General features: G+C 72.5%; 16 protein-coding genes. 3 read left to right on the top strand and 13 right to left on the bottom strand.

Annotation, left to right across the window (positions count from 1 at the left end):
* Window positions 1–102 precede the first annotated feature (102 nt).
* Genes OG335_RS02070 through OG335_RS02035 form a run of 8 tightly spaced genes read right to left on the bottom strand, consistent with a single transcriptional unit; the run spans window position 103 to window position 8,339 of the window.
* Window positions 103–795, bottom strand: a complete 693-nt coding sequence (locus tag OG335_RS02070) for an SDR family NAD(P)-dependent oxidoreductase (protein WP_405009219.1) — start codon at window positions 793–795, stop codon at window positions 103–105.
* Window positions 792–2,126, bottom strand: coding sequence for an aldehyde dehydrogenase family protein (locus OG335_RS02065; RefSeq protein ID WP_405009218.1), 1,335 nt, complete (start codon window positions 2,124–2,126; stop codon window positions 792–794). Before OG335_RS02065 ends, OG335_RS02070 begins: the two co-directional genes overlap by 4 nt.
* Window positions 2,126–3,181: a phenazine biosynthesis protein gene (locus OG335_RS02060; RefSeq protein WP_405009217.1), complete on the bottom strand. Its 1,056-nt coding sequence runs from the start codon at window positions 3,179–3,181 to the stop codon at window positions 2,126–2,128. Before OG335_RS02060 ends, OG335_RS02065 begins: the two co-directional genes overlap by 1 nt.
* Entirely contained in the window at window positions 3,178–3,759 is a 582-nt protein-coding gene (locus OG335_RS02055; RefSeq protein WP_405009216.1) for an anthranilate synthase component II, read from the bottom strand. Before OG335_RS02055 ends, OG335_RS02060 begins: the two co-directional genes overlap by 4 nt.
* Window positions 3,756–5,150 (bottom strand): anthranilate synthase component I family protein, encoded by a 1,395-nt coding sequence (locus tag OG335_RS02050; protein ID WP_405009215.1) that lies wholly within the window; start codon window positions 5,148–5,150, stop codon window positions 3,756–3,758. The genes OG335_RS02055 and OG335_RS02050 overlap by 4 nt, the downstream gene beginning before the upstream one ends.
* Before the next feature lies 1 nt (window position 5,151).
* Window positions 5,152–5,844 carry a cyclase family protein gene (locus tag OG335_RS02045; protein ID WP_405009214.1) on the bottom strand — a complete coding sequence of 231 codons (693 nt, stop codon included), beginning with the start codon at window positions 5,842–5,844 and terminating at the stop codon, window positions 5,152–5,154.
* A 3-nt stretch (window positions 5,845–5,847) separates the two neighbouring features.
* Window positions 5,848–7,104, bottom strand: a complete 1,257-nt coding sequence (locus OG335_RS02040; RefSeq protein WP_405009213.1) for a biotin carboxylase — start codon at window positions 7,102–7,104, stop codon at window positions 5,848–5,850.
* Window positions 7,101–8,339 carry an acetyl-CoA carboxylase biotin carboxylase subunit family protein gene (locus tag OG335_RS02035; protein WP_405009212.1) on the bottom strand — a complete coding sequence of 413 codons (1,239 nt, stop codon included), beginning with the start codon at window positions 8,337–8,339 and terminating at the stop codon, window positions 7,101–7,103. The genes OG335_RS02040 and OG335_RS02035 overlap by 4 nt, the downstream gene beginning before the upstream one ends.
* Before the next feature lie 1,260 nt (window positions 8,340–9,599).
* Here OG335_RS02035 and rph point away from each other — a divergent pair.
* Complete coding sequence (gene rph / locus OG335_RS02030) at window positions 9,600–12,212, top strand: rifamycin-inactivating phosphotransferase (protein WP_405009211.1); 2,613 nt, start codon at window positions 9,600–9,602, stop codon at window positions 12,210–12,212.
* Between the two features lie 225 nt (window positions 12,213–12,437).
* Here rph and OG335_RS02025 read toward each other — a convergent pair whose 3' ends face one another.
* Window positions 12,438–14,468 (bottom strand): M36 family metallopeptidase, encoded by a 2,031-nt coding sequence (locus tag OG335_RS02025; protein WP_405009210.1) that lies wholly within the window; start codon window positions 14,466–14,468, stop codon window positions 12,438–12,440.
* Window positions 14,469–14,492: 24 nt separating this feature from the next.
* Window positions 14,493–16,445: a M20/M25/M40 family metallo-hydrolase gene (locus OG335_RS02020; RefSeq protein ID WP_405009209.1), complete on the bottom strand. Its 1,953-nt coding sequence runs from the start codon at window positions 16,443–16,445 to the stop codon at window positions 14,493–14,495.
* Window positions 16,446–17,416: 971 nt separating this feature from the next.
* Here OG335_RS02020 and OG335_RS02015 point away from each other — a divergent pair.
* Window positions 17,417–18,079, top strand: coding sequence for a hypothetical protein (locus OG335_RS02015; protein ID WP_405009208.1), 663 nt, complete (start codon window positions 17,417–17,419; stop codon window positions 18,077–18,079).
* 74 nt (window positions 18,080–18,153) lie between these two features.
* A complete protein-coding gene (locus OG335_RS02010; protein ID WP_405009207.1) occupies window positions 18,154–18,990 on the top strand; it encodes a hypothetical protein in 837 nt (278 codons plus the stop codon).
* A gap of 286 nt (window positions 18,991–19,276) precedes the next feature.
* Here OG335_RS02010 and OG335_RS02005 read toward each other — a convergent pair whose 3' ends face one another.
* The 3 genes from OG335_RS02005 to sigJ form a co-directional block, all read right to left on the bottom strand.
* The gene (locus OG335_RS02005) at window positions 19,277–19,765 is read right to left on the bottom strand and encodes an RICIN domain-containing protein (RefSeq protein ID WP_405009206.1); all 489 of its coding nucleotides are present in this window, start codon (window positions 19,763–19,765) and stop codon (window positions 19,277–19,279) included.
* A 206-nt stretch (window positions 19,766–19,971) separates the two neighbouring features.
* Window positions 19,972–20,391 (bottom strand): nitroreductase family deazaflavin-dependent oxidoreductase, encoded by a 420-nt coding sequence (locus OG335_RS02000; protein WP_405009205.1) that lies wholly within the window; start codon window positions 20,389–20,391, stop codon window positions 19,972–19,974.
* A 221-nt stretch (window positions 20,392–20,612) separates the two neighbouring features.
* Complete coding sequence (gene sigJ, locus OG335_RS01995) at window positions 20,613–21,587, bottom strand: RNA polymerase sigma factor SigJ (RefSeq protein WP_405009204.1); 975 nt, start codon at window positions 21,585–21,587, stop codon at window positions 20,613–20,615.
* Window positions 21,588–21,709: the final 122 nt, after the last annotated feature.

Raw genomic sequence — 21,709 nt, 5'->3', positions numbered from 1 at the left:
GTGTATCCGCTCGCGCACCGCATCCTCGTCGACAGCCCTGCAGACAAGCAGCACCGGAGCTCCTTCTGGACGTGGGAAAACCTGACAGGTGGACGGGGAAAATCAGTGCAGGAACCGGCCGCCGTCGACGACCAGGGTCTGTCCGGTGACGCCGGTGGCCGCGGCGATCCCGAACACCGCGTCGGCGACCTCCTCCGGGGTCACGACCCGTCGCAACGCGGTGGCGGCCAGCAGGCCGGCGACGACGCCGTCGGGGAGCGCGTCGGTCATCGCCGATGCGACCGGCCCGGGGGCGACGCAGTTGACCCGGATCCCCTGCTCGCCGAGCTCGCGGGCGGCCGACCTGGTCAGGCCGACCACGGCGGCCTTGCCGGCGGCGTAGTGCGGGCCGAACGCGCCGCCGGTGAAGGCCGCGACGCTCGACAGGTTCACGACGGCACCGGCCGCCGCGGCCAGCGGGCCGACGAGCTCCCGCGTCACGGCGAACGGCACCTCGACGTTCAGTTGCATGCTCTCGCGCCACGCCGCGGTGCTCAGGTCCGCGTACCGTGTGGGCCTCGCCCCGCCGATGCAGTTGACCAGCAGGTCCACGCCGTCCCACGGCAGCGCCGCGAGGAGTTCGGCGGGGCCGTCGTCGCGGGTCAGGTCCACCCGGACCGGGGTGACCGACGGATGCGGAACGGCCGGTGGCCGCGTGTGGAACTGGGCGAGGACCTCCGCGCCCGAGGCCACCGCGCGGGCCACGACGGCGGTGCCGATGTCCCCGGACGCTCCGGTGACGACGACGTGCTTCATCGGGTGGGCTCCTTGTCCGAGAGCAGGGCCTTGGGCTCCAGCAGGAATCCGGTGAGGCTGCCGTCGTGCGGCAGCTCCGGCCCGCTCGTCCAGGGCGTCGTCCCGCCGACGACGACGCGTCGGATCTGCGGCTCCGCCAGGGCGGCCAGGGGGAGGGCGGGGTCGTCGCTGAAGACCGACAGTGCGAGGGTCCGGCCGAACGACTCCAGGTCGTCGGCGGCCGACCACGGCGTGACGACGACGAAGGGGAACGGCAGTTCGGTACCGATGGACGGGTGCCGCGGGTCGTCCGTGCTGAGCACGACCGGGCGCGCGGCGTACGAGCCGTCGGGCAGCGGCACCGGACCGTCGTCGGCCGAGTGGCGCCGGAAGCCGGCCTCCTCCAGCCCGGCGACCGTACGGCGCAGCTGCGCGGCCTGTTCCGCGGAGACCGTCGGCAGCATCGCGTCGTGGTGCGCCGCCGGGAGGGTCGGCAGGCCGTCCAGGCGGGTCGCCAGGACGTCGGCCACCTCCGCCGGATCCCCACTGGTACGGATCACCGACGTGTTGGTGCACCGGACGCCCGCGTCCGCGGCGACGGAACGGACCAGCGCCTCGACGACGTCCGGCGACAGCGGCCGGTCGAGCAGCGCGGCGCTCCGGCCGGGGCCTCGTGTCAGCACCCGGGGGTGGTCCGCCCAGCGGCTCACGGCGGCCGGACCGCCGTACACGATGCCCAGGTCGGACTCGGCGAGGAGCCGCTCACCCAGGTGGTGATCACCGGGGAGGACGGTCAGGCAGTGCGGCGGCAGCCCGGCCGCGAGCAGGGCGGCCGCGAGGCGGAACGGCGTGAACGGGTCGCGCGTGCCGGGCCGGACGATCACGCCGTATCCGAGCGACAGCGCCCGGGCCCACGTCAGATGCGGGTCGACGTGGTTCGACGGGGTCACGATCCCGAGGGTCCGTCCGCGGGGCACCCACCGGACACCGGCCGTCGGCGCCGGCAGCTGGCGTGCGGTGCTCTCCTCCAGTCGGGCCAGCCCGTCCCGGACGCTGTGCAGACCGTCCGTCACGAACCGGTACGGCAGGCCCGTCGCGGCCACCACGCGGCGGCGGTACTCGTCGGCCGACTCGCCGGCGAGGTCGGCCCCGGCGAAGAGCGTGCCGGCCCGGCTGAACACCTCCGGCGGCACGGCCGCGCCGCGCAGGCGCCGCAGCGCCAGCTGGAGCAGGAGCGTGGGGGACGCTCCGACGCGGGCCACCGGTGCACCGTCGACGCCGGGCACGTCGGTGGTCTCGTCGCAGGTGAAGGTCTCGCCGCCGACCAGCGGCTGCAGGATCGGAAGGCTCATCAGTACACGCCCTCGATGACGCGCGCGCCGGATGCCGGGCGGAAGGGCTGGACGTCGGCGAGGTCGTCGCCGAGGCCGGGCCGACCCGGGGTGATCCGGACAGCGGTGTCGCGTTCCAGCACGTTGGGCAGGAACAGGTCCTTCGTCAGCAGGTGCACGAGGACGCGGCCGCGCTCGCCGGGCGCCACCGGTTCCGCCGTGTCCGGGTCCACGACCTCGACGACCGACCGGGGCCGGAAGGTCCGGAACACGCACGGGTGCGTGTCGCCGGGCTCGGGCGTCCGCTGCGGCGCGATGCCCATGAGGCTGTTGCCGTAGATCCCGCGCACCTCGGCGCGCGGGAAGAACTCGGTCCGGAGCAGCCGCAGCGACGTGCTGCTGATGCTGGTTCCGCTCCAGATGATGCCGGTGACGCGGTCGGCCAGCATGCGGTAGAGCTTCTCGCGTCCGCACAGCGCCTCCAGCACGGGCGGCGTGATGAACAGGACCCGTACGTCCTGCGACTCGGCGATGGTCTCGACCTGGTCGAGGACGTGCTGGACGTACTCGTCGGCCAGGGGTCGGCGGTCGGTCCGGATCAGCAGCTTCACCCACCGCGGGTCGAAGTCCACCGTGAAGAACACGGCTCGGCGCAGTTCCGCCAGCCGGCGTACGGAGCGGCCGACGATGTGCGGCCCGGTCGGTCCGACGTGCAGCCAGTGGCCGCCACCGCCGAACGAGGGCAGCACGGTCTCGACCCAGTCGACGCCCTCCATCCGGGACCGGTGCTCGACGATGCGCTTCGGCGCGCCGAGCGTGCCGCCGGACTCGTACACCTCGAACGGGCTGTCGGCCGAGCCCGCCGGCCGCAGGAGGTCGACCGGGACGGTCCGCAGCTCGTCGCTGACGTCGGGGAACTTCCGCAGGTCGGCGAGGTCGGCGACGTCGCGGAGGGGGTCGAAGCCGAGGCTCTCCTTGCGCTTCAGCCAGAACGGCGACCCGGTCTCGGGGCTGAAGTGCCACCGGAGGGTGTCCTGGAGGTGCCGCGTCATGTCGTCGTCTCCGTTGCCGCTCATGCCGTCACCCGCTCGGCTGCCTTCAGCGCGTTCGCCACCATGTCGAGGCCCTTCTCGGTGAACAGGGATTCCGGATGGAACTGCACGCCCTCGATCGGCAGGTCCCGGTGGCGCAGCCCCATGACCTCGCCGGTGTCGGTCCAGGCCGTGACGGTGAGCTCGTCCGGCAGGGACGCCGGGTCGACGGTCAGCGAGTGGTAGCGCGTCACCTGCAGCGGGCTCGGCAGCCCGGTGAAGGCGCCGGTGTCCCGGTGGTACACGGGGCTGAGCTTGCCGTGCATCGGTACGGCGGCCCGGACCACGCGCGCGCCGAACGCCTCCGCGATGCACTGGTGTCCGAGGCACACGCCGAGGATCGGCACGCGGTGGCCGCGGTCGCGGACGAGGTCCAGCGAGATGCCCGCGTCCTGCGGGCCGCCCGGGCCGGGCGAGATGAGGATCAGGCTCGGGTTCAGCGCGGTGACCTCGTCGACGGTCAGCGCGTTGTTCCGCACGACCCGGCACTCGTGGCCGAGCCGGCCGGCGTACTGGGCGAGGTTGTAGACGAACGAGTCGTAGTTGTCGATGATGACGATCACGCGTGGACCCCCGGTCCGAGGCTGACGGCGGCGGCGCGGGCGGCGGCCCGGAGCTTCGCCACGCACTCCTCCCGTTCGGCGAGGGGATCGGAGTCGTAGACGATCCCGCTGCCGGCCTGCAGGTGCAGCTCGCCGTCGTGGAGGACGAGCGCGCGAATGGTCAGGTAGAGGTCGGCGTGGCTCACGCCGAACGATCCGACGGCGCCCGAGTAGAGGCCGCGGCCGACCGGTTCGAGTTCGTCGATGATCTCGATCGCCCGCACCTTCGGAGCGCCGGTCATGGTGCCGGCGGGGAAGCTCGCGCGGAGGAGGTCGTCGGTGCGGCAGTCGGGGCGGAGCAGTCCGTGCACGTCCGATGTCAGATGCATGACATGCGAATACCGCTCGACCTCCATCAGCCGCGGCACGCGCACCGTCCCGGGGACGCAGACCCGCCCGAGGTCGTTGCGGGCCAGGTCGACGAGCATCCGGTGCTCGGCCAGCTCCTTCTCCGACGAGACGAGGTCCTGCTCGGCCGCGCGGTCCGCGGCGGGATCGGCGCCCCGCGGACGGGTCCCGGCCAGCGGCCGGATGAGGACGTCGCGGTCGGCGAGGGTGACGCACGGCTCCGGCGACGCACCGACCACCTCGAACTCGCTGCCGCGGTACCAGAAGTGGTACGGCGAGCGGTTGAACTCCGCCAGCCGCCGGTACACCGTCAGGCCGTCCGCCTCACCGGGCGCCGAGTACCTGATCGACAGCACGACCTGGAAGATGTCGCCGGCCAGGATGTAGTCCTTCGCCCTCCGCACGGCCTCCAGGTACTCGTCCACGCCGTGCCCGAACGTGCCGGCGCCGACCCGTGCCGACACCTCCGGGACCTCCTCGGCCCGCCGGAGCACCCGCTCGACGCGCTCGGCGGCGTGCCGGGCCTCCGGCGCCGTGGCGCCCCGTCCGACCACCGTGGTCCCGGTCCGGTCGAAGCGGACCAGCACCTCCGGCAGGAACATGTCGTAGCTCGGCAGGCCCGTCGACTGCAGCGACAGCCGCTCGAAGTCGGTGACCGCGTCGAACCCCACGCATCCGTACCAGCTGCGTTCGTCGAGCGCCGCGCCGGACGCGAACTCCAGGCCGGCCAGGAAGTCGACCGCCGCCGTGACCGGGCGGGGAGCCGACGTGCCGTGCTGCCGCGGGCCGGTCCGGCGGGCGGTGGCGAGCTCGCCGACCGCGAGCAGCACGACCGGCTCGGGCTCCGAGGCCCGACGGCTCAGCATGATCCGGCCGGAGCCGCGCAGCGCCGCCGCCGCGGCGACCGCGTCGACGTCGGGCCCGCGCAGCTCGTACCGGTGCACCACGTCACCGGCGCGCAGCCCGCTGCGCAGGAAGGCGGGCGAATCCACGGTGGTGGCCACGTCAGCCACCGGCGGTGGGAACGGCCGCGTCGCCGTACTCCACCGCCACCACGCGGGCCGGCGCGGCCTCCACGCCGGACACCTTGATCGGCAGGGCGAACAGCTGCACCACGGACTGCTCCAGCTCGTGCAGGTTGGTCACGTACTCCAGGATCGGGATGCCCGCCGCCAGGAGGGCGTGGTGCACCGGCGACTCCGCGTCGCCGGGACGTTCGGTCAGGCAGTCGAACCCGACGAGGACCGCGCCGTTGTCGATGGCCCACTGCGCGGCCGACGGCGTCATGTACGGCGGGCGGTCCCAGTAGTCCTCGGCACCCCAGTTGCGGCGGAGGTAGTCGGTGCGGACGAGGAGGCGGTCCCCGGGCGACCAGCGGTCGCCCACCGCCTTGTCCAGGTCCTCGGCCGTCACCGGCTCCAGGTCTCCCTTGTGCGACAGGTCCGCCACGCAGGCCCGGCCGATCAGGGTTTCGAGCGGGACGTCCTCGATGCCCTCGGCCCCCGGGAAGAAGTGCTGCTTGTACTCCACGTGCGTGCCGTTGTGCGGGAAGATGTGCAGCGTGGAGAACGTGCGGTTCGTGCCGTACGGATCCGTCTCCGGCGTCATCGCCCGGTCGAAGGTGAAGCGCGGGAACCAGTCGGCCGGATAGGACGGCATGCCCTCGTAGAATCCGTGGGTAAGGTCGACAATGCGCATTGGTCAGCCGTTCTGCTGGTGGTGATCTACGTCGTAGAAGCCGGTCCCGTCGAGATATCTGATGGTGTTCAGATCCCGTTGCAGGACTCCGTCGGACTCGTGGTGAAGCGTGACGGTGAGCGGATAGGTCAGGTCGTTCACGGTGGGCTGGATGGCACTTCCCGGCGCGACGAGGGTCCGCAGCCCGCGGAGGCTCTGCAGGGCCTCGATCTGCTCGATCCCCCGGTAGGAGACGAGCGTCCCGCGGTACGGCGACGCCAGCGCCGACCAGGCGAAGTACCGCTTGAGCCGGTACGGCGCACCGCAGCGCGCGTCGAAGCGTTCCGGCCGGACGTAGCAGTCGACGGTCCAGTCGAGCTGTGATTCGCCGATCGCCTCGGCCGCGAAGTAGGGCAGTTCGCCGCCCGAGATGCGCGCGCCCACCTCGACCAGGCAGGGACCGTCCGGAGTCATCTTGATCTCCAGATGGGCCGGACCGAACCGGATTCCGAGGGCGTCCAGCACGGCGAACGCGTACGCGGTCAGTTCGGCGAGGCCGGGTGCGTCCGGCTCCAGCAGGACGCTCTCCACCAGCAGGTCGGTGATCCCGTTGACGGACAGCCGGCCGGATCCCCAGCTGTCGGTGACGTGGTGCCGCCCGGCACGGCTCACCGTGTTGACGATGTACTCCGCGCCCAGGAGGTACTCCTGGGCCACCACGCCGAGGTTCGGCAGCGAGAAGATGTTCTCCCGCCCCATGATCTCCGCGAGTGCCGCCGCGGACCGGTCGGGGCTGTCGCAGAACGTGACACCGTCGCCGGCGGCACTGCGCAGCGGCTTGACCACGATCCGGCCGCCGATCTCCCGGTGCCACGCGCGCAGCTCCGCCTCGTCGGTCACGTGCACCTGGCGCGGCGTGCGCAGCCCGGCGGCCGCCACCTGCTCGATCATCCGGAACTTGTCACGCCTGGTCTCGCTCAGCTTGGTGCCGTTGGTGTCCAGACCCAGCAACTCGCTGAGTTCGTCGGCCAGTTCGACGCCCAGCTCGCTGCCGGTGAGGACGGCCACCGGCTGGTACGCGGACAGCTGCCGGACGGTGTCCGCGATGTCGCCCCGGTGCACCACGTTCGCGACGTAGCCGTCGAGATCCAACGGGCCGCGGTACACCGCCGGGACCTCCGCCGTGCTCTGCAGGCGGACACAGGGATACCCCGCCGCCGTGAACGCAGGCGGCAGTCCCCGGGCCGGTGCGTACGGATCGACCAGCACGACGTGCTTCACGCGACGTCTCCCATCGGCTCGGCGCTGATGCGGAAGTCGGCTGCGGCGGCCTGGATGGCTTCCTCCACCGTCCGGCTCGTGGTGCCCCGGAACCGGAACCGGCCGCCCACGTGCTCGTAGTAGGCGTCGGCCGGTGGCAGCACCTCGCCGCGGCGCAGCAGCGCCTCGGCGTACAGGCCGGGGACCCGCCCGCTCAGCGGGGTGACCTCGGTGATGCGGCAGGGCCGCCGCGCGGGCGACGGCACCAGCAGCCAGCCGGCGACCTCGTCGTTCGTCAGCACCGGCGGATCCAGCGGTTCGCCCAGCTGCAGCCTGAGTGCTGCCGCCATGAGGTCGTACCCGTGGACCTCCCGCCACAGGAACGGGATCTCGCTGCCGCCCACCCGGGCTCCGACCTCCAGGAACGTGCACTCGGGCTCACCCGTGCCGTCCGCCGGTGCGACGAACAGCTCCAGGTGGAACACCAGCGGATCGGTGTCGAAGGCGGCGACGAAGCGCTCCGCGGCGGCACCGACGGCGGACACGATCGCCGGGTGGTCCTCCTCGACCGATCCCAGGTAGTCGCCGCTCCGGAAGGCGAGGCAGTCGTTGACGTACCGGGAGGCGCGGAAGGCGGCGAGGCGTCCGTCCAGGTACACGCCGTCCACGTGGTAGATCGGGTGCGGGTTGTAGACCTGGGCGAGCATCGGCCGCCCGGCGAAGTCGATCCCGTCCGCGTCGGTGGGCTCCTGCAACCGCGCGACTCCGTCGCTGGAGCTGCCGATCCGTGGCTTCACGATGACGGGCCAGCCGTACTTCTCGGCGAAGACGCGGACCTCGTCGGCACTGTCGACCGCCGTGAGCGGAGGCACCGCGAGACCGCGGTCGGCGACGACGTCGGCCATCACGAGCTTGTCGAGGAACCGCAACGCCTCCTCGGGCCGGGTGCCCTCGCAACCCCACTCCGCCCGGAGCACCGCCGCGGTGAGCAGGTCGTCCTCCTTCAGCGCGACGATCCGGTGCGGTGGTCCGTGCCGCTCCGCGAGCGCCGCGACCGCCCGGCGCGCTGCCGCGAGGTCGTCGGTGTTCGCGACGATCTCGACGCCGGCGGCCTGGTCGGGGACCCGGGCCCGACCGACCTCGGTCGTGACGTAGCTGACGCGGTGGACGGTGTGATCGAGCACGGCCGCGTAGTCGACGTACTCCGCCCGCCACCGGTGGATGACCACCACGTGGTTCTGGACCGACGCACTCATCACGAATCCTTCATCGTCGTTGGGGGATTGACCGGCCGCCCACCGGCAGGTGGGCACGCAGGCGGGCATGCAGGTGGGCACCCAGGCATGCACGCAGACGGGCACGCGGGCACGCAGACGGGCACGCTGCATCGCGCCTGCCACAGGCGAAGGCCATGGCGGGCGGTGCGGTGGACGGACCACTCGCACGATCTCGAAAGGCATGGTGAGGATCTCTGCCGCAGCGCTGATGTCGCGCGCGTCCTCTTGAACGTAGGCCCGGCCGTCTGCCCAGGTCACGGCGTATCGAGTCGTTCCCGACACCTGTGGCGCACCGGCAGCCGGGCTGTGCGGCTAGCGCCGCCGGCTACACCTACAACACGCGAGCAACTTGCCGGAACCGTCCGGGCAACTCACACCGTCAGACCTTCTGCCCATGAATGAAACCCCCGTTTGATCATGTCAGCGTCAGGAGCCTACGGCGGGGTTGATCCGTCACGCAACCCCTGGGGCTCCAGAGGATCGACTTGTTGCTTTCAGTTCGTCAGTTCGTCGACTTGAGCGCGTGTTTCCGTGAATCAACAAGTCTCTCCGGCAGTGGAGTTCGAGCATATCCGGCTCATCTGACCAGCTGTCAGCGATGCCTGCCGCCCGGCTCGGGGCGGGTTCGGCCGGTCGCTTGTGGGATCGGCGCGTCCGCCGGACGGCGCTGCGGGGCACCCGGCGGCCCGGCACCGTCGAGTGCCGTCCAGCGGAGAGCGCCGGACGCGGCAGGCCGGCGGAACCGGGGCAGGCCCCTCACGATCGGACCGGGGCCGCGTACCCGTGCGCGGTGCGCCACCGCTGCGCGGCACGCCGGCCGGTTCGTCGGACCGCACACGGCAAAGGCAAGGAGAGCCCGCTCCTTGCCACTCTCAACTTATAGCGCGCCGGGGGGCTTGCCGCAAGGCCCGGGTGACGGCGCAGAATCGTCGGCCGATGCCACTACCTGTGGCAACGGGAGCGCGGTGTGCGTGTGTCGTTGTCGACGTACGGGGGATGCGGTGACGTCGAATCAGTGGGGGACCGGCGGTGCGGATGCTCCGCGCGTCTGCCGTCCGGTCGGCCCGGTCGGCCCGGCCCGCAGAGGAAGACGACGAGGAATGACGACGAGGAATGACGACGAGGAATGACGACGTGCTCGGCAAGAGGTTCGACAAGAGGTTCGGCAGAGGTGGAGGCGCCGGTGCGGCGAACGGCCATGGCAGGGCAGCGGAGCACGACGGCCTCGGAGGTGCCGCGGTGAGCGAGCCGTACGTGCGGGACCTTCGCGAGGTCGACGGGACGCAGGTCGCGGTCGTCGGCGGCAAGGCCGCGTCCCTGGGCCGGCTGGCGCGGATCGAGGGCGTCAGCGTGCCGGGCGGCTTCTGCGTGACGACGGACGCCTTCCGCCGGATCATGGCGGAAGCGCCGGCGATCGACGATCAGCTCGATCGGTTGTCGCGCGCGGACCCGCACGACCGGGAGGCGATCCGCACGCTCAGCGCGCGGATCCGCCGGACCGTCGAAGGGATCGCCGTACCGGACGACCTCGCGGCGGCGATCACCCGCGCGCTCGCCGGGTTCGGCGCGGAAGCGGCCTACGCCGTCCGGTCCAGCGCGACGGCGGAGGACCTGCCGACGGCCTCCTTCGCCGGCCAGCAGGACACCTACCTGAACGTCGTCGGGCCGGCGGCGGTCCTCCGGCACGTCAGCCGGTGCTGGGCCTCGCTGTTCACCGAGCGGGCCGTGATCTACCGCCGGCGGAACGGCATCGACCACCGTACGGTCCGGATGGCCGTGGTCGTGCAGCGGATGGTCCTCCCGCAGGCGTCCGGCATCCTGTTCACGGCCGACCCCGTCACGGGCAACCGGAAGGTCGCCACCGTGGACGCCGGCTTCGGCCTCGGCGAGGCCCTGGTCTCCGGCCTGGTGAACCCGGACGTCTTCACGGTGCGGGACGGCGAGGTGACCGCCAGGGCGATCGCCGCCAAGCAGCGTGCCGTCCACGCCCTGCCGGCCGGCGGCACGCAGGTGGTGGCGGTCGACGCGCGGCGGCAGGAGGAACCGGCGCTGACGGATGCGCAGGTCGTGCGGCTCGTACAGCTCGGGCGGCGGATCGAGGCGGCTTTCGGCCGCCCGCAGGACATCGAATGGTGCCTGGTCGACGACGGCTTCCGGATCGTCCAGAGCCGCCCGATCACGACGCTGTTCCCCGTCCCCGAGGCCGGCGACCAGGAGAACCGCGTCTACGTCTCCGTCGGCCACCAGCAGATGATGACCGACCCCATGAAGCCCCTCGGGCTCTCGATGTGGCAGCTGACGGCGATGGCGCCGATGCAGGCGGCCGGCGGGTGGCTGTTCGTCGACGCCACCCGGCGCCTGGCCTCGCCCGCGAGCCGCGCCGCCCTGCTCGACCTCATGGGGCGAGGCGACCCGCTGGTCAGGAACGCCCTGGAGACCGTGCTCGACCGCGACGACTTCGTGCCCCTGCTCCCGGACGCGGCTCCCGGCGGGCCGCCGGCCGGCGGTGCGCCTGCCCCGGTCGAGACCGATCCGGCCGTCGTCGCCGGACTGGTCGAGCGCAGCCGGCGGTCCGTCGCCGCACTGGAGCGCGACATCCGCACGAAGACCGGACCGGCGCTGTTCGACTTCCTGCTGGAGGCCTTCGAGGAGCACAGGCGAGTGCTCGGCGATCCGCTGAGCATGCAGGTGATCATGGCGGGGATGGAGGCCACCTGGTGGCTCAACGACACGCTGCAGGAGTGGCTCGGCGAGAAGAACGCGGCCGACACGCTGACGCTGTCCGCCCCCGGCAACATCACGTCGGAGATGGGACTGGCGCTGCTCGACGTCGCCGACGCCGTCCGCCCGTGGCCGGAGGTCGTGGCGTTCCTGCAGGGCGTCCGCGACGGGGGCGTCCGGGACGAGGACTTCCTGGACGAGCTCGCGAAGCCCGCGGGCGGGACCGGGGCGCGCGACGCCGTCGAGGCCTACCTCGACCTGTACGGCATGCGCTGCGTCGGCGAGATCGACATCACCAGGCCGCGGTGGCGCGAGCGCCCCACCACCCTCGTGCCGGTGATCCTCGACAACGTCAGGCTCTTCGAACCGGGCGCCGCCGAGCGGCGCTTCGAGCAGGGCCGGCAGAAGGCGGAGGCGAAGGAACAGGAGGTGCTGTCACGCCTCCGGGCCCTGCCGGACGGCGACCGGAAGGCCGACGAGGCCAAGCGGATGATCGACCGGGTCAGGACGTTCATCGGGTACCGGGAGTACCCGAAGTACGGCATCGTCAGCCGCTACGCCGTCTACAAGCGGGCCCTGATGGCGGAGGCCGGACGCCTCGTGGAGGCCGGCGTGCTGCCCGAGCGGGAGGACGCCTTCTTCCTCACGTTCCAGGAACTCCACGACACCGTGCGCTCGCAGCAGGCGGACCACCGGCTCGTCCGGCAGCGCAAGGACGCGTTCCGTTCGTACCACGCGCTCACACCGCCCCGGGTGCTCACCTCGGACGGTGAGGCCGTCACCGGGGCGTACCGGCGCGACGACGTGCCGGCCGGCGCCCTGACCGGCCTCCCGGTGTCCGCCGGGACCGTCGAGGGACGGGCCCGCGTCATCCTCGACATGGCGGAGGCCGACCTCGAAGCGGGCGACATCCTGGTCACGACCTTCACCGACCCCAGCTGGTCGCCGCTGTTCGTCGGAATCGCGGGCCTGGTGACGGAGGTGGGCGGCCTGATGACCCATGGCGCGGTGATCGCCCGGGAGTACGGCCTGCCGGCCGTCGTGGGCGTCGGGCAGGCCACCCGGCTGATCCGGGACGGGCAGCGGATCCGCGTGCACGGGACCGACGGCTACGTCGAGGTCCTGTCGTGACCGACCGCACCGGGCGGCCCCGCCCGCGGCGTGACGGCGGCGGCGCGGGCGGCGGCCCCGCGCGCTTCGGGCGCGCGGGGCCGCCGGTGGGTGCCGGTGGGTGCCGGTGGGTGCCGGCCGTCAGGTCCGCGGACCGTGGACGACGCCGGTCCGGCGCCGTACCGTCCCGGGTTCTCCCGCGGCTCTCCGGCCGAGGGACGGTCCCCGGGTGTCAGTCCTCCGAGGTCAGTCCTCCGAGCCGGACGGGGGCAGTGCGCTGCCGCTCCGGCAGCCGACGAAGGACGCGTTGGGACAGGTGGCGTCGAAGCCCATGCCGTACGCGGCGAACGCCGTCCAGGCGGCCTCGCGGACGGCGGGGTATTCCTCCGCGGTGATCCTGGAACCGCGGAGGTCCTTGAAGGCCCGCATGATCGCGTCGCGCGCGGTGAGGAAGGAGGGGTTCTTCGGCGTGAGTTTCAGCCCGTCGACGACGGCCTGCCAGGTCACCCGGTACCCGCGGCTGCGGTCGCCGAGCGCGTCGCCGACCTTGCGGGTGACCTCCATCAGCGCCGCGCACCAGATCTCGCCGACGTCGTGCACCTCGCGGTAGCTCAGGTCGGGCTGGCCGGCGACCTGTCCGGGACCCTTGCCGATGTCGCCGAACCTGCCCGGGTAGCCGGAGCCGTACGGCCGCTGGCGGATGCCGGCCGGGTTGTCGACGACCCAGTTCCCGACGACCTCGCGGTCCAGGGTGTTCAGGGAGTTGCGGATGCTCAGGGCGAAGTAGTCGCTCCAGCCCTCGCCCATCGAGACGGACTGGTCCTCCTCCAGGCCCTCCGCGTCGAACAGCCCCCCGACCAGCCGGTTGCTCACGCCGTGGGTGAACTCGTGGCCGACGACGTCCCAGTCGCGGGCGGTGTGCCGGTGCGTACTCGTGACGAGGCCCATCACCATCATGCCCGCCAGTCCGTCCGCCCGGGTGGCCATGGTGGCCGTCCCGGGCACCTGCCGCGGGTCGGCGACGGCGATGACCGGGTCGCCGCCGAGCCCCTGACCGCTCGGGTTGACGGTCTGGAAATTCCCGTGCGCCTCGTCGAAACCGAGGACCTGGAAGAAGTCGCGGGCGTAGTTGCAGAAGAAGAAGATGTTGGTGACGAGCTGCTTCGGGCTGTCGGCCGGGTCGTCGAACACGCCGTTGCCGGCGGCGTCCAGCGGAATCGTCACCGGTTGCCGGCTCACTCCGTCCAGGGCCCGCACGTTGTTCCCGACGGTGGCGGCGGTGCCGTTGGTGACCTCCACCCAGGTGCTCGGGAAACCGGCCGTACTGCCGCCGGTCTCCACGTCCGGGTAGTCGGCCGCGGGCAGCGGGAACGGCGCCAGGTCGAAGGTGCTCTCGGCCGGGTTGCGGCGGAAGACCCGCCCGGCGAGCACCCGGTGCGCCCGGTCCTGGAAGTAGAGGATCTCCGGGTCCTCCGGGTCCCCGGTGCGGTCGTCGGCCTCCACCAGCGCCTGGTACTGCGTCGTCCAGTTGTCCCGGGAGAGGACGAACCGCCAGCAGAGCCGGACGTCACCGCCCATGTACAGGTACATCAGCCGGGTGGACACGGCCTCGTCGAACGGGCCCTGCGAGAAGGTCATCGGCTGGTCGTTGCCGTCCTGCGCCGCCAGCCGCCGGAAACCGCCGGAGACGTCCAGCCGGGGCAGCTCGCTGGTGCCGAACGGACCGCTCAGCGTGCGGGGTTCGGCCGCCTTCGCGGCAGCGACGCGCAGCGCGGTCTCGGCCGGCACGGTCGGGCGCACCGGCAGGTCGGGCGGCAGGCTCACGGTGTCGCCGACCAGCCGTTCCACCGTTCTGTCGCCGCGCAGCCACACCTTGGGCGCCATCCCCCACACGTCGATGCCGTTGCTGGTCTGCTGGAGGCTCACCACCCGCAGGCCCTCGCTGGTGGCGGCCACCGCGGGGTCCGCCACGAACTCCACCGGTTCGCCCGCGGCGAAGCCGATCGCCGGGGCGGCCGAGGCGACGTACTCCTTGGCCCGGGCGATGAGGGCCGCGTCGGAGGCGGGTGCCGATCCGGCCGCACCGTTCCCGGCGCTGCCGCTCTCCAGGGCCGGCGCGAGGTCCACCCGCAGCTCGGTCAGGTGTCCGGTGAAGCGGTTGACCTTCTCGGGCGAGCCGGAGAGTGTCTCGGTGATGTCGGCGAGGAAGGCGTCGGCCCCGTCCACGGTGTCCAGGTGGTCGTAGCTCATGTCCCGTTGGTCGATGATGTCGGTCATGGTGCGGTCCTAGGTGTCGGCGGGTCACAGGCCCGCGAGGGTGAGGGCGGCGGTCGCGACCGTCCGGGCGACGGCCGCCGAGTAGGCGGTGTCGTGGTCGGGGTCGGCCAGGGTGTCGCCCGGTCGGTGGTACTGGCGGGTGCCGGTCTCGGGGGCGGTGTCCGGGAAGAAGTTCTCGCAGACCGCGACCGCCGGCCAGCCGCGTTCGTGGAAGCTGGCGTGGTCGCTGCGGCCGGCCGCCGGGTCGGCAGGGCCGGACAGCCGCTGGCAGACCAGGTCCGGGGCGACGCTCGCGGCCGCCTGCTCGACCGCGGCGCCGAGCGCGTCCGAGGCCTGTTCGACCGGGCCGGCCACGGCGGACCCGGCGTGGATCTCGAACGTGCGCGGCCCCTCGCGGCGGCCCGCGATCATGTCCATCTGCAGCACGGCGGAGATCCGGTCGCCCGTCGCGGCCGCCGCCCGCGCGTACGACTTGCTGCCGACCAGGCCCTGCTCCTCGGCGTTGAACAGCACGAACCGCACCGAGCGGGCGGGCGCCAGGCCGGCGGCGAGCATCCCGGTCAGGCACTCCGCGGTGGCCAGCACCGCCGCGACCCCGCTGCCGTCGTCGTCCGCGCCGGGCGCGGGATCCACCGCCGGATCGTACCGGCGGGGCAGGCCGGCCCGGTCGAAGAACGTGCCCTCCAGCGCGGTGGAGTCCAGGTGCGCGGTGACCAGGACGGCCCCGTCCGCGCCGGCGACCCGGTGCTCGGCCTCCACGTTCGCCAGCCGGTGACCCCGCCAGACGAACTCCTGACGGCGGGTCTCCAGGCCGAGGCCGGCCAGCCTGTCCAGCAGGGCCTGCACCACCCGGGGGTTGTCCGCGTTCTCCGCGTTCCGGCTGCGGACGGGCGGCCGCAGGTCGCCGTCCACCAGCGGTGCCGCGCCGGAAACCCTGGCCACGTGCTCGCGGACCACCGCGGCCGTGACGGCCGACCGGACCGCCGCCACGGTCCGCTCGGAGGGCACGGCGGCGAGGGCGCTGCGGACCGCACCGGCGGAGACCAGCCCGGAGGCCTCGGCCTCCCCGGGACGGCTCAGCAGCGCGGGGTCGGCCAGCAGCCGCTCGGTGTGCCCGGGCCGCCCGGCCGGCAGGTGCAGCTCCTCCACCCGGAGCGCGGCGGTCGCCGCCAGGTAGGTGCCGCCCGGGGCCGGTCCGAGGTCCACCGGGGCACCGGTGGACGAGCCCGCCCACGCCGCCGTCCCGGCCGCCTCGGCCGTCCCGGCCGAGGGCACGCCGGGCAGGGGCACGCCGGGCAGGAGCGCCTCGGCCTCGGCCCCGGCCGCCCCGGGCAGGAACGGCGGGTGGTCGCCGCGGACCAGGAAGGCCGCGGTCTCCTCCACCGCCTCCCGCAGGTCCGCGGTGAAGCCGGCCTGCTCCAGCACGGCCGCACCCTCCGCGGTGGCCATCGCCAGCACCAACCGGGCGGAGGCGACATGGAGGGGCACCACCTCGGCCGTGTTCGCCACCGCCTCCAGTGCCGCCAGGTCGAGGTCCTCCGGCAGCCCGATCCGGACGAACAGCACCGGCCTGCCCTGGGCCGCGGCCCGGGTGAAGACCGGGTGGGCGGCCGTCGCCATGCCGGCCTCCCGGGCCTGGGCGCGCTCGCCGGGGTCCTCCCCGACGAACACGCAGTCCGCGGAGGGCACCCCGGACGCGGCCACGGCCCGCTCGAAGATCTCGGGGGAGTCCTTGCTGCCCCAGAGCAGCAGGGTCCGGTCGGGGAACCGGCCGGGGAACGCCGTCTCCAGAGCCGCCGCCGCGCGCTTCCGGGCCGCCTCGCCCGGGCCGGGATCGGAGACGACCCCGCGGCGGCTGTCCGCGAGGCCGTCGAGCACCTCCTGGACCCGCCGCCGCGGGCTGAGCACCAGCACGCCGTCGGCGCCGACCGTGGCGTCGGCCAGCGTCGCGCCGATGTCGAAGAAGTACACGGTCATCGCGGCCTCCACGGCTGGCACGGAGCCGTCGGGCACCGTGCGACGGCTCCAACACGGCCCATGCTAGAGACGCCCGCCGCGTCCCGGAACGGTGGAACCACCCAGTCCTTCCGGGGGTCGCCGGTGTCGCCAACCAGGCCGCGGAGAAGGCCGGTTGGGGACGGTGTGGGTAGTTCCACCGATGCCCCCGCGCACGATGCCCCCGCACCCGGACCCGCTACGTGCCGTTCGGTGCTCGGTGCTCGGTGCTCGGTGCTCGGTGCTCGGTGCTCGGCGCCGGCCCGACCCGCCGCGGCGGGCGAACGGCGCCGGCCCGACCCGGCCACCGGTCGCCGTTCCTTTCCGTGAATGTCGTCCGGTAACGCCGGGTATTCTCCGAGCCCGAGGTGGCCGGAGAACCCGTCGGTCGGCCGTCAGCCTGTGACAGTCCGTCACAGGCGTCGAAACGGCCCGCACCTGTTCCCCGCATCCGTCGGGAGCGCGCTTGATTGTCAGTCACCGGAGGAGGAGAGTGGGAGGCGCAGGAGACAGGATCCGGGGATCCTGAGGAGTGCGAGGGGCCCCCACGCTCAGAAGCACGGGGAAGAGCCGGAGCCGGGAGCTCGACGAGAGCCGGGAATTCGCAGGACGCGGATGGATGTCCCAGCGCCCGCCCCGAAGGCATTCCACGGCGATGAAGCGCATCGGTCTGCGCGTCCACGGCGGGGGCCGCAGAGTCCCGGATCCGTTGCCGTCGGCGGCTCGGAGCCGATCCGTACCGTGCCGAGTCGCCCTGGAAGTGCAGGCCGATCCCCGGTGTCGAAAGCCTCGCCACCCCGAATGGGACCGGGCCGTACAGCCGATCGCAGCGGCGCTGCCGTACCGGCAGTGGCCGCACTCCGGAAAATCGTGGATCCGGGCAGATCCGACCGAGACGTGTCATCGAGATCCCTGTCGTCGGTCGGGCCGTGCACCCGTGAAGAGGGATAACCATGTCCGAGGAATTCAGCCTCCCCCCGCCAGAACTCATGCGCGTCGAAACGGTCGATCTCGGCCCCGTCATCGACCCCCCGTTCACCGACGCCAGGAGCTGGCGCGAATACCTGCCGAAGGTGCGCACTGCGCCGGTCGACTTCGAGCGGATCGAGCCCACCCTCACCGACGACGGAATCCACCGCGCGATCGAGGTGGCGCTCGCGTCCGGCGAGGTCGGGCCGGCGCTGACCGGCAAGCGTTGCGATGTGCTGAGCGTCGGATCGGCGGCGACCGGGCGGGACGACGAGCACCCGCTGGTGACCATCTTCAACTACACCGACGGCACCGTCGTCGAGGCGCTGGTCGACCTCGACTCCGGGAGGGTCCTGGAGTCGGGAACGGTGGACCGTCAGCCTCCGCTGGCGGACTCGGAGCGCAGCCAGGCCTTGGAACTGCTGCGCGGGGAGGGCGCCCTGGCCGACTACGGCGTCGACTTCGAAACCGGGATGGGGCTGATCGTCGAGGAGGTCGACTTCCGTGACCCGCGGTACGGGCACCGCCTCGTCGACCTGCGCTTCGGCCCTCGGGACAGGCGCCTGCCGATCGCCTTCGCCATCGTCGATCTCACCGATCAGGACGTCGTCGCGGCCGGTCGGGTACCTCAGGAGGTGTCGTCATGACGTCCAGCGGGACGGTGCAACCGTTGTCCGGAACGTCCCTCACGTCGTCCGGGCTCATGTCGTCCGGTGGGCTGGTGCAGTGGCCCCCGGAGGCTCCGGTGTGGAGCTTCCAGTGGCAGATGGTGGACGGGGACAGTGAGGCGATCTCCTTCACTGGCGTGCACTACAAGGGGCAGAAGGTCCTGTACAAGGCGAGCCTGCCCATGATCCGGGTCCAGTACGACGGCCCCGCGGGCCCGTACAAGGATGCCCTGAGCAGCGGAAACATGCAGGGGCCGGTCAAGGTCTACGAAGGAACCAATCCGGCCTACCGATTTCTCGTGGTGGAGAGCTACCACACCATCGGGGCCTACCGGCTGACCAACCGATGGATCTTCCGGAGTGACGGCATCATCCTGCCGCAGCTCTACAGCGCAGGACTGCAGGCGCCGTACAACCACCGGCACCACGCCTACTGGCGGTTCGACTTCGACATCGTCGGCGCCGCCGACAACCTCGTGCTGGAGCACCTCCCGGTCGGTACCGACTGGGGCTACGGCCCCGGCTGGCTGCCGTACACCACGGAGTCGGTCGTCGCCCGCACACCCCGGAGCACCTACGCGGTGCTGAACAAGGCGAACCCGCTGGGAAGGACGACGGGGTATCTCATCGCGCCGGGCCCGTTCGACGGTGTCGCCGACGGGTTCGGACGACTCGACACGGCGGCGCTCACCTATCGCGCGGCCGAAGACCTGCGAGGCCGTCTGGGGACGGCGCAGGACGACCAGATTCTGACCCAGGCCACCGGTGAGAGCATCAACGGTCAGGACCTCGTGCTCTGGTGGTGCGCTCACCTCGGGCACCACGCCAGCGAAGGCGGCAGCGAGTGGCACGTGTGCGGGCCGATACTGCAGCCCTTCGGCTACCCGTGACAGCCGTCGACCGGACTCGGCGCGGCGACCGAGGAGCCTTCACGGCCTCCGGCCCCCGTGAGCCGGTCGTCCGGCGGGCGGTCGCGGAGACGTCTCCGGCCGGCGAGAGCGAGGACCACCGGCGTCCCGGCTCCCCGCCGGTCGGAGACGATCCCGGCCGCAGGCCGATGTCGAGCGCAGCCGTCGGGCAGCTGCCTGCACGGCGGGTCGCACGGTTGCGGGTGCGCCGCAGGTCGGCCGCCGCCGCCACTGGGCGGGGCTGCTGCGACCGACCTGCGGCCTGCGGTCAGCGCCAGATCTGGTTGGCGCCGTCGTTGCTGCCCCACTGGTCGACGGAGGTCCCGTTCGCCGTGCTCCAGCCGTGGATCTCCAGCAGGAGCCGGCTGTACCGGTTGACGTAGCGGCCTGCGCCGACCTGCCAGTCCTGGTTGGCGCCGCCGGTGCAGTCCCACTGGTCGATCTGGGCCCCCCAGACCGTGCTCCAGTCCCTGACCTCAAGGCACTTGCCGCTGTTGACGTTCTTGATCTGGTAGTAGCCGTCGTGGGTGACGAAGTCCCACTGCTGGTTCTCCCCGCCGGTGCACTCCCAGAGGTTCACCGGGGCGCCGTTGTTGGTGGCCCAGCCCCCGACCTCCAGGCAGACGTGGCTGTCGATGGTGGTGCGGATGGTCAGTATCGAGCCCTCCGCGGACGCCGGAGCGACACCCCCCGCGAGGAGTGCGAACGTCCCCGCCACCACTGCGGCCGCGCGCATCCGAACCGTGTTCCGAGACATGATGATCCCCCTTGGTGACACGACGACGTCGGCCCTGAGCCCGGCCGGCGGGTTCAGACCCTACCGCCTGAACGATCACCGGGGCGGGGGATTTCGTACACTGCCCACCGCCGTCCACCAAGCCCACCGCCGGTCGGCCGGACGGCGATGCCGAGGGGATCGGACCGAGCCCGCCCGGCCGGGACGCCCCGTCGACCCCGCTCACATCAGCCGACGGTACGTGTCAGTGCGACAACGGGGATCCGACGCCCGGCCCGTTCCTGGAATCCGGCGAAGTACGGCGTGTGCTCCAGCTGCCGGTCCCAGAGCCGTTCCCGTTCCACGCCCTCGATCTCGGTCGCCGTCACCTCGTACGTCTCGGTGCCCACCTCGACACCGGCGGCCGGGTCGGCCAGCAGGTTGTGGTACCAGCCGGGTCGGCTCTCCCTCCCGCCGTTGGCGGCGAAGACCACAAGTCGGTCTCCGTCCCGCAGGTAGGTCACGGGCATCGTCCGTGGTTGCCCGCTGCGGGCACCGACGGTGGTCAGCAGCAGGAGGGGCACGCCCTCGAAGTCACCGCCGACCACTCCGCCGGTGGACCGGAACTCGTCGATCACCAGCTGATTGCGCTGCATGCGTTCGGACATGGATGGCAGTCCCTTCCGGGCAACGAGGTTCTCGTCGCCCGCACGGCGGGGTGTGGTCGAAGTCCGGCGTGACGAACCGTCGGTCGTCACGATCCGTCGCGACCCGCCGGGGCCCGTCGGTGCCCGTCGAGGCGGGGCAGGTCCGGGCGGGTCGGAGCTGTGAGCAGGGTACGGGGTGGTGCCGGCCGGGATCCGCTCGCTCCGGCGGTGCGGACCGCTCCTCAACCGGTCCGCCAGGGCCGTAGCTTCTCGGGGTTCCGCACCGCCCAGATGCGCCTGATCCGGTCGCCCGCGATCTCGAACGCGAACACGGTGACGATGCTGCCGTCCTGCCGCGCCGCCAGGCCGGGCAGGCCGTTGACCGTGCACTCCAGGAAGGTCGTGCGGTCACCTGCCACACGCGCGATCTCGGCGTAGGCACGTGCGATCCGCTCACCGCCCACGATCGGGTGCAGGTGGGTGACGGCCAGCCCGCCGCCGTCGGCGGTCGCGGTGGCGCCGGGGTCGAGCAGGCCGATCAGGGCACCGACGTCCTTCGCCTCCCACGCCGTTCTGAACCGCCTGACGATGTCGGCCTGCCCGGCGTCCGGGCCGTCCGGTACCTGCGCGGTGCGGAGGCGGCGGCGGGCGGACGAGGCCAGCTGGCGGCACGCCGCCGGAGTGCGGCCGACGATCCCGGCGACCTCGCCGAAGGGGTAGCGGAAGACGTCGTGCAGGACGAACACGACGCGCTCGGCCGGGGTCATCGAATCGAGGACGACCAGGAAGGCCATCGTCACCGACTCGTCGAGGGTGACCCGGTCGACGGGGTCGATCCCGTCGCCCCCGGAGCTCCCGGTGATCCACTCCGTGGGCTCGGGCAGCGGTTCCGGGATCCAGTCGCCCACGTACGTCTCCCGCCTGGCCCGCGCCGAGCCGAGCAGGTTCAGGCAGATGCGGCCGGCGACCGTCACCGACCAGGCGCCGGGCGACGCGACGGCCAGCCGCTCCCGTGCGGACAGGGCGCACCAGCGGGCGTAGGTCTCCTGCACGACGTCCTCGGCGTCGGCGAGGGACCCCAGGAGCCGGTAGGCAAGGTTGATCAGCAGGCGCCGCTCGCTCATGATCGCGCTGAGGCCCGGATCGCCCGGATCAACCGGGTCGCCCGGAACACCCGGAACGCCCGGGTCGTCACCGGGCTCGGCTCTGGTGGTCATGGTCTACCCGTCTCCCTCGCTCGCTCCCGTACCTCTACCCGGTACGACGGGACAGCCTCTACCCGGTACGACAGAACGGTGCACCGGAATGTGAGGCCGACGCGCCGCCTCACATTCCGCGG

It is taken from the genome of Kitasatospora sp. NBC_01539 (assembly GCF_045040525.1).
In the GTDB taxonomy this organism is placed as follows: domain Bacteria; phylum Actinomycetota; class Actinomycetes; order Streptomycetales; family Streptomycetaceae; genus Kitasatospora.
The sequence above is the reverse complement of the archived record's forward strand: the minus strand, read 5'-3'. Positions and strand labels throughout refer to the sequence as shown.

Coding starts and splice junctions, on each gene's coding strand:
- OG335_RS02070 (WP_405009219.1), bottom strand. CDS start 795: ATGAAGCACGTCGTCGTCACCGGAGCGTCCGGGGACATCGGCACCGCC.
- OG335_RS02065 (WP_405009218.1), bottom strand. CDS start 2,126: ATGAGCCTTCCGATCCTGCAGCCGCTGGTCGGCGGCGAGACCTTCACC.
- OG335_RS02060 (WP_405009217.1), bottom strand. CDS start 3,181: ATGAGCGGCAACGGAGACGACGACATGACGCGGCACCTCCAGGACACC.
- OG335_RS02045 (WP_405009214.1), bottom strand. CDS start 5,844: ATGCGCATTGTCGACCTTACCCACGGATTCTACGAGGGCATGCCGTCC.
- OG335_RS02035 (WP_405009212.1), bottom strand. CDS start 8,339: ATGAGTGCGTCGGTCCAGAACCACGTGGTGGTCATCCACCGGTGGCGG.
- OG335_RS02025 (WP_405009210.1), bottom strand. CDS start 14,468: ATGACCGACATCATCGACCAACGGGACATGAGCTACGACCACCTGGAC.
- OG335_RS02020 (WP_405009209.1), bottom strand. CDS start 16,445: ATGACCGTGTACTTCTTCGACATCGGCGCGACGCTGGCCGACGCCACG.
- OG335_RS02015 (WP_405009208.1), top strand. CDS start 17,417: ATGTCCGAGGAATTCAGCCTCCCCCCGCCAGAACTCATGCGCGTCGAA.
- OG335_RS02005 (WP_405009206.1), bottom strand. CDS start 19,765: ATGTCTCGGAACACGGTTCGGATGCGCGCGGCCGCAGTGGTGGCGGGG.
- OG335_RS02000 (WP_405009205.1), bottom strand. CDS start 20,391: ATGTCCGAACGCATGCAGCGCAATCAGCTGGTGATCGACGAGTTCCGG.
- sigJ (WP_405009204.1), bottom strand. CDS start 21,587: ATGACCACCAGAGCCGAGCCCGGTGACGACCCGGGCGTTCCGGGTGTT.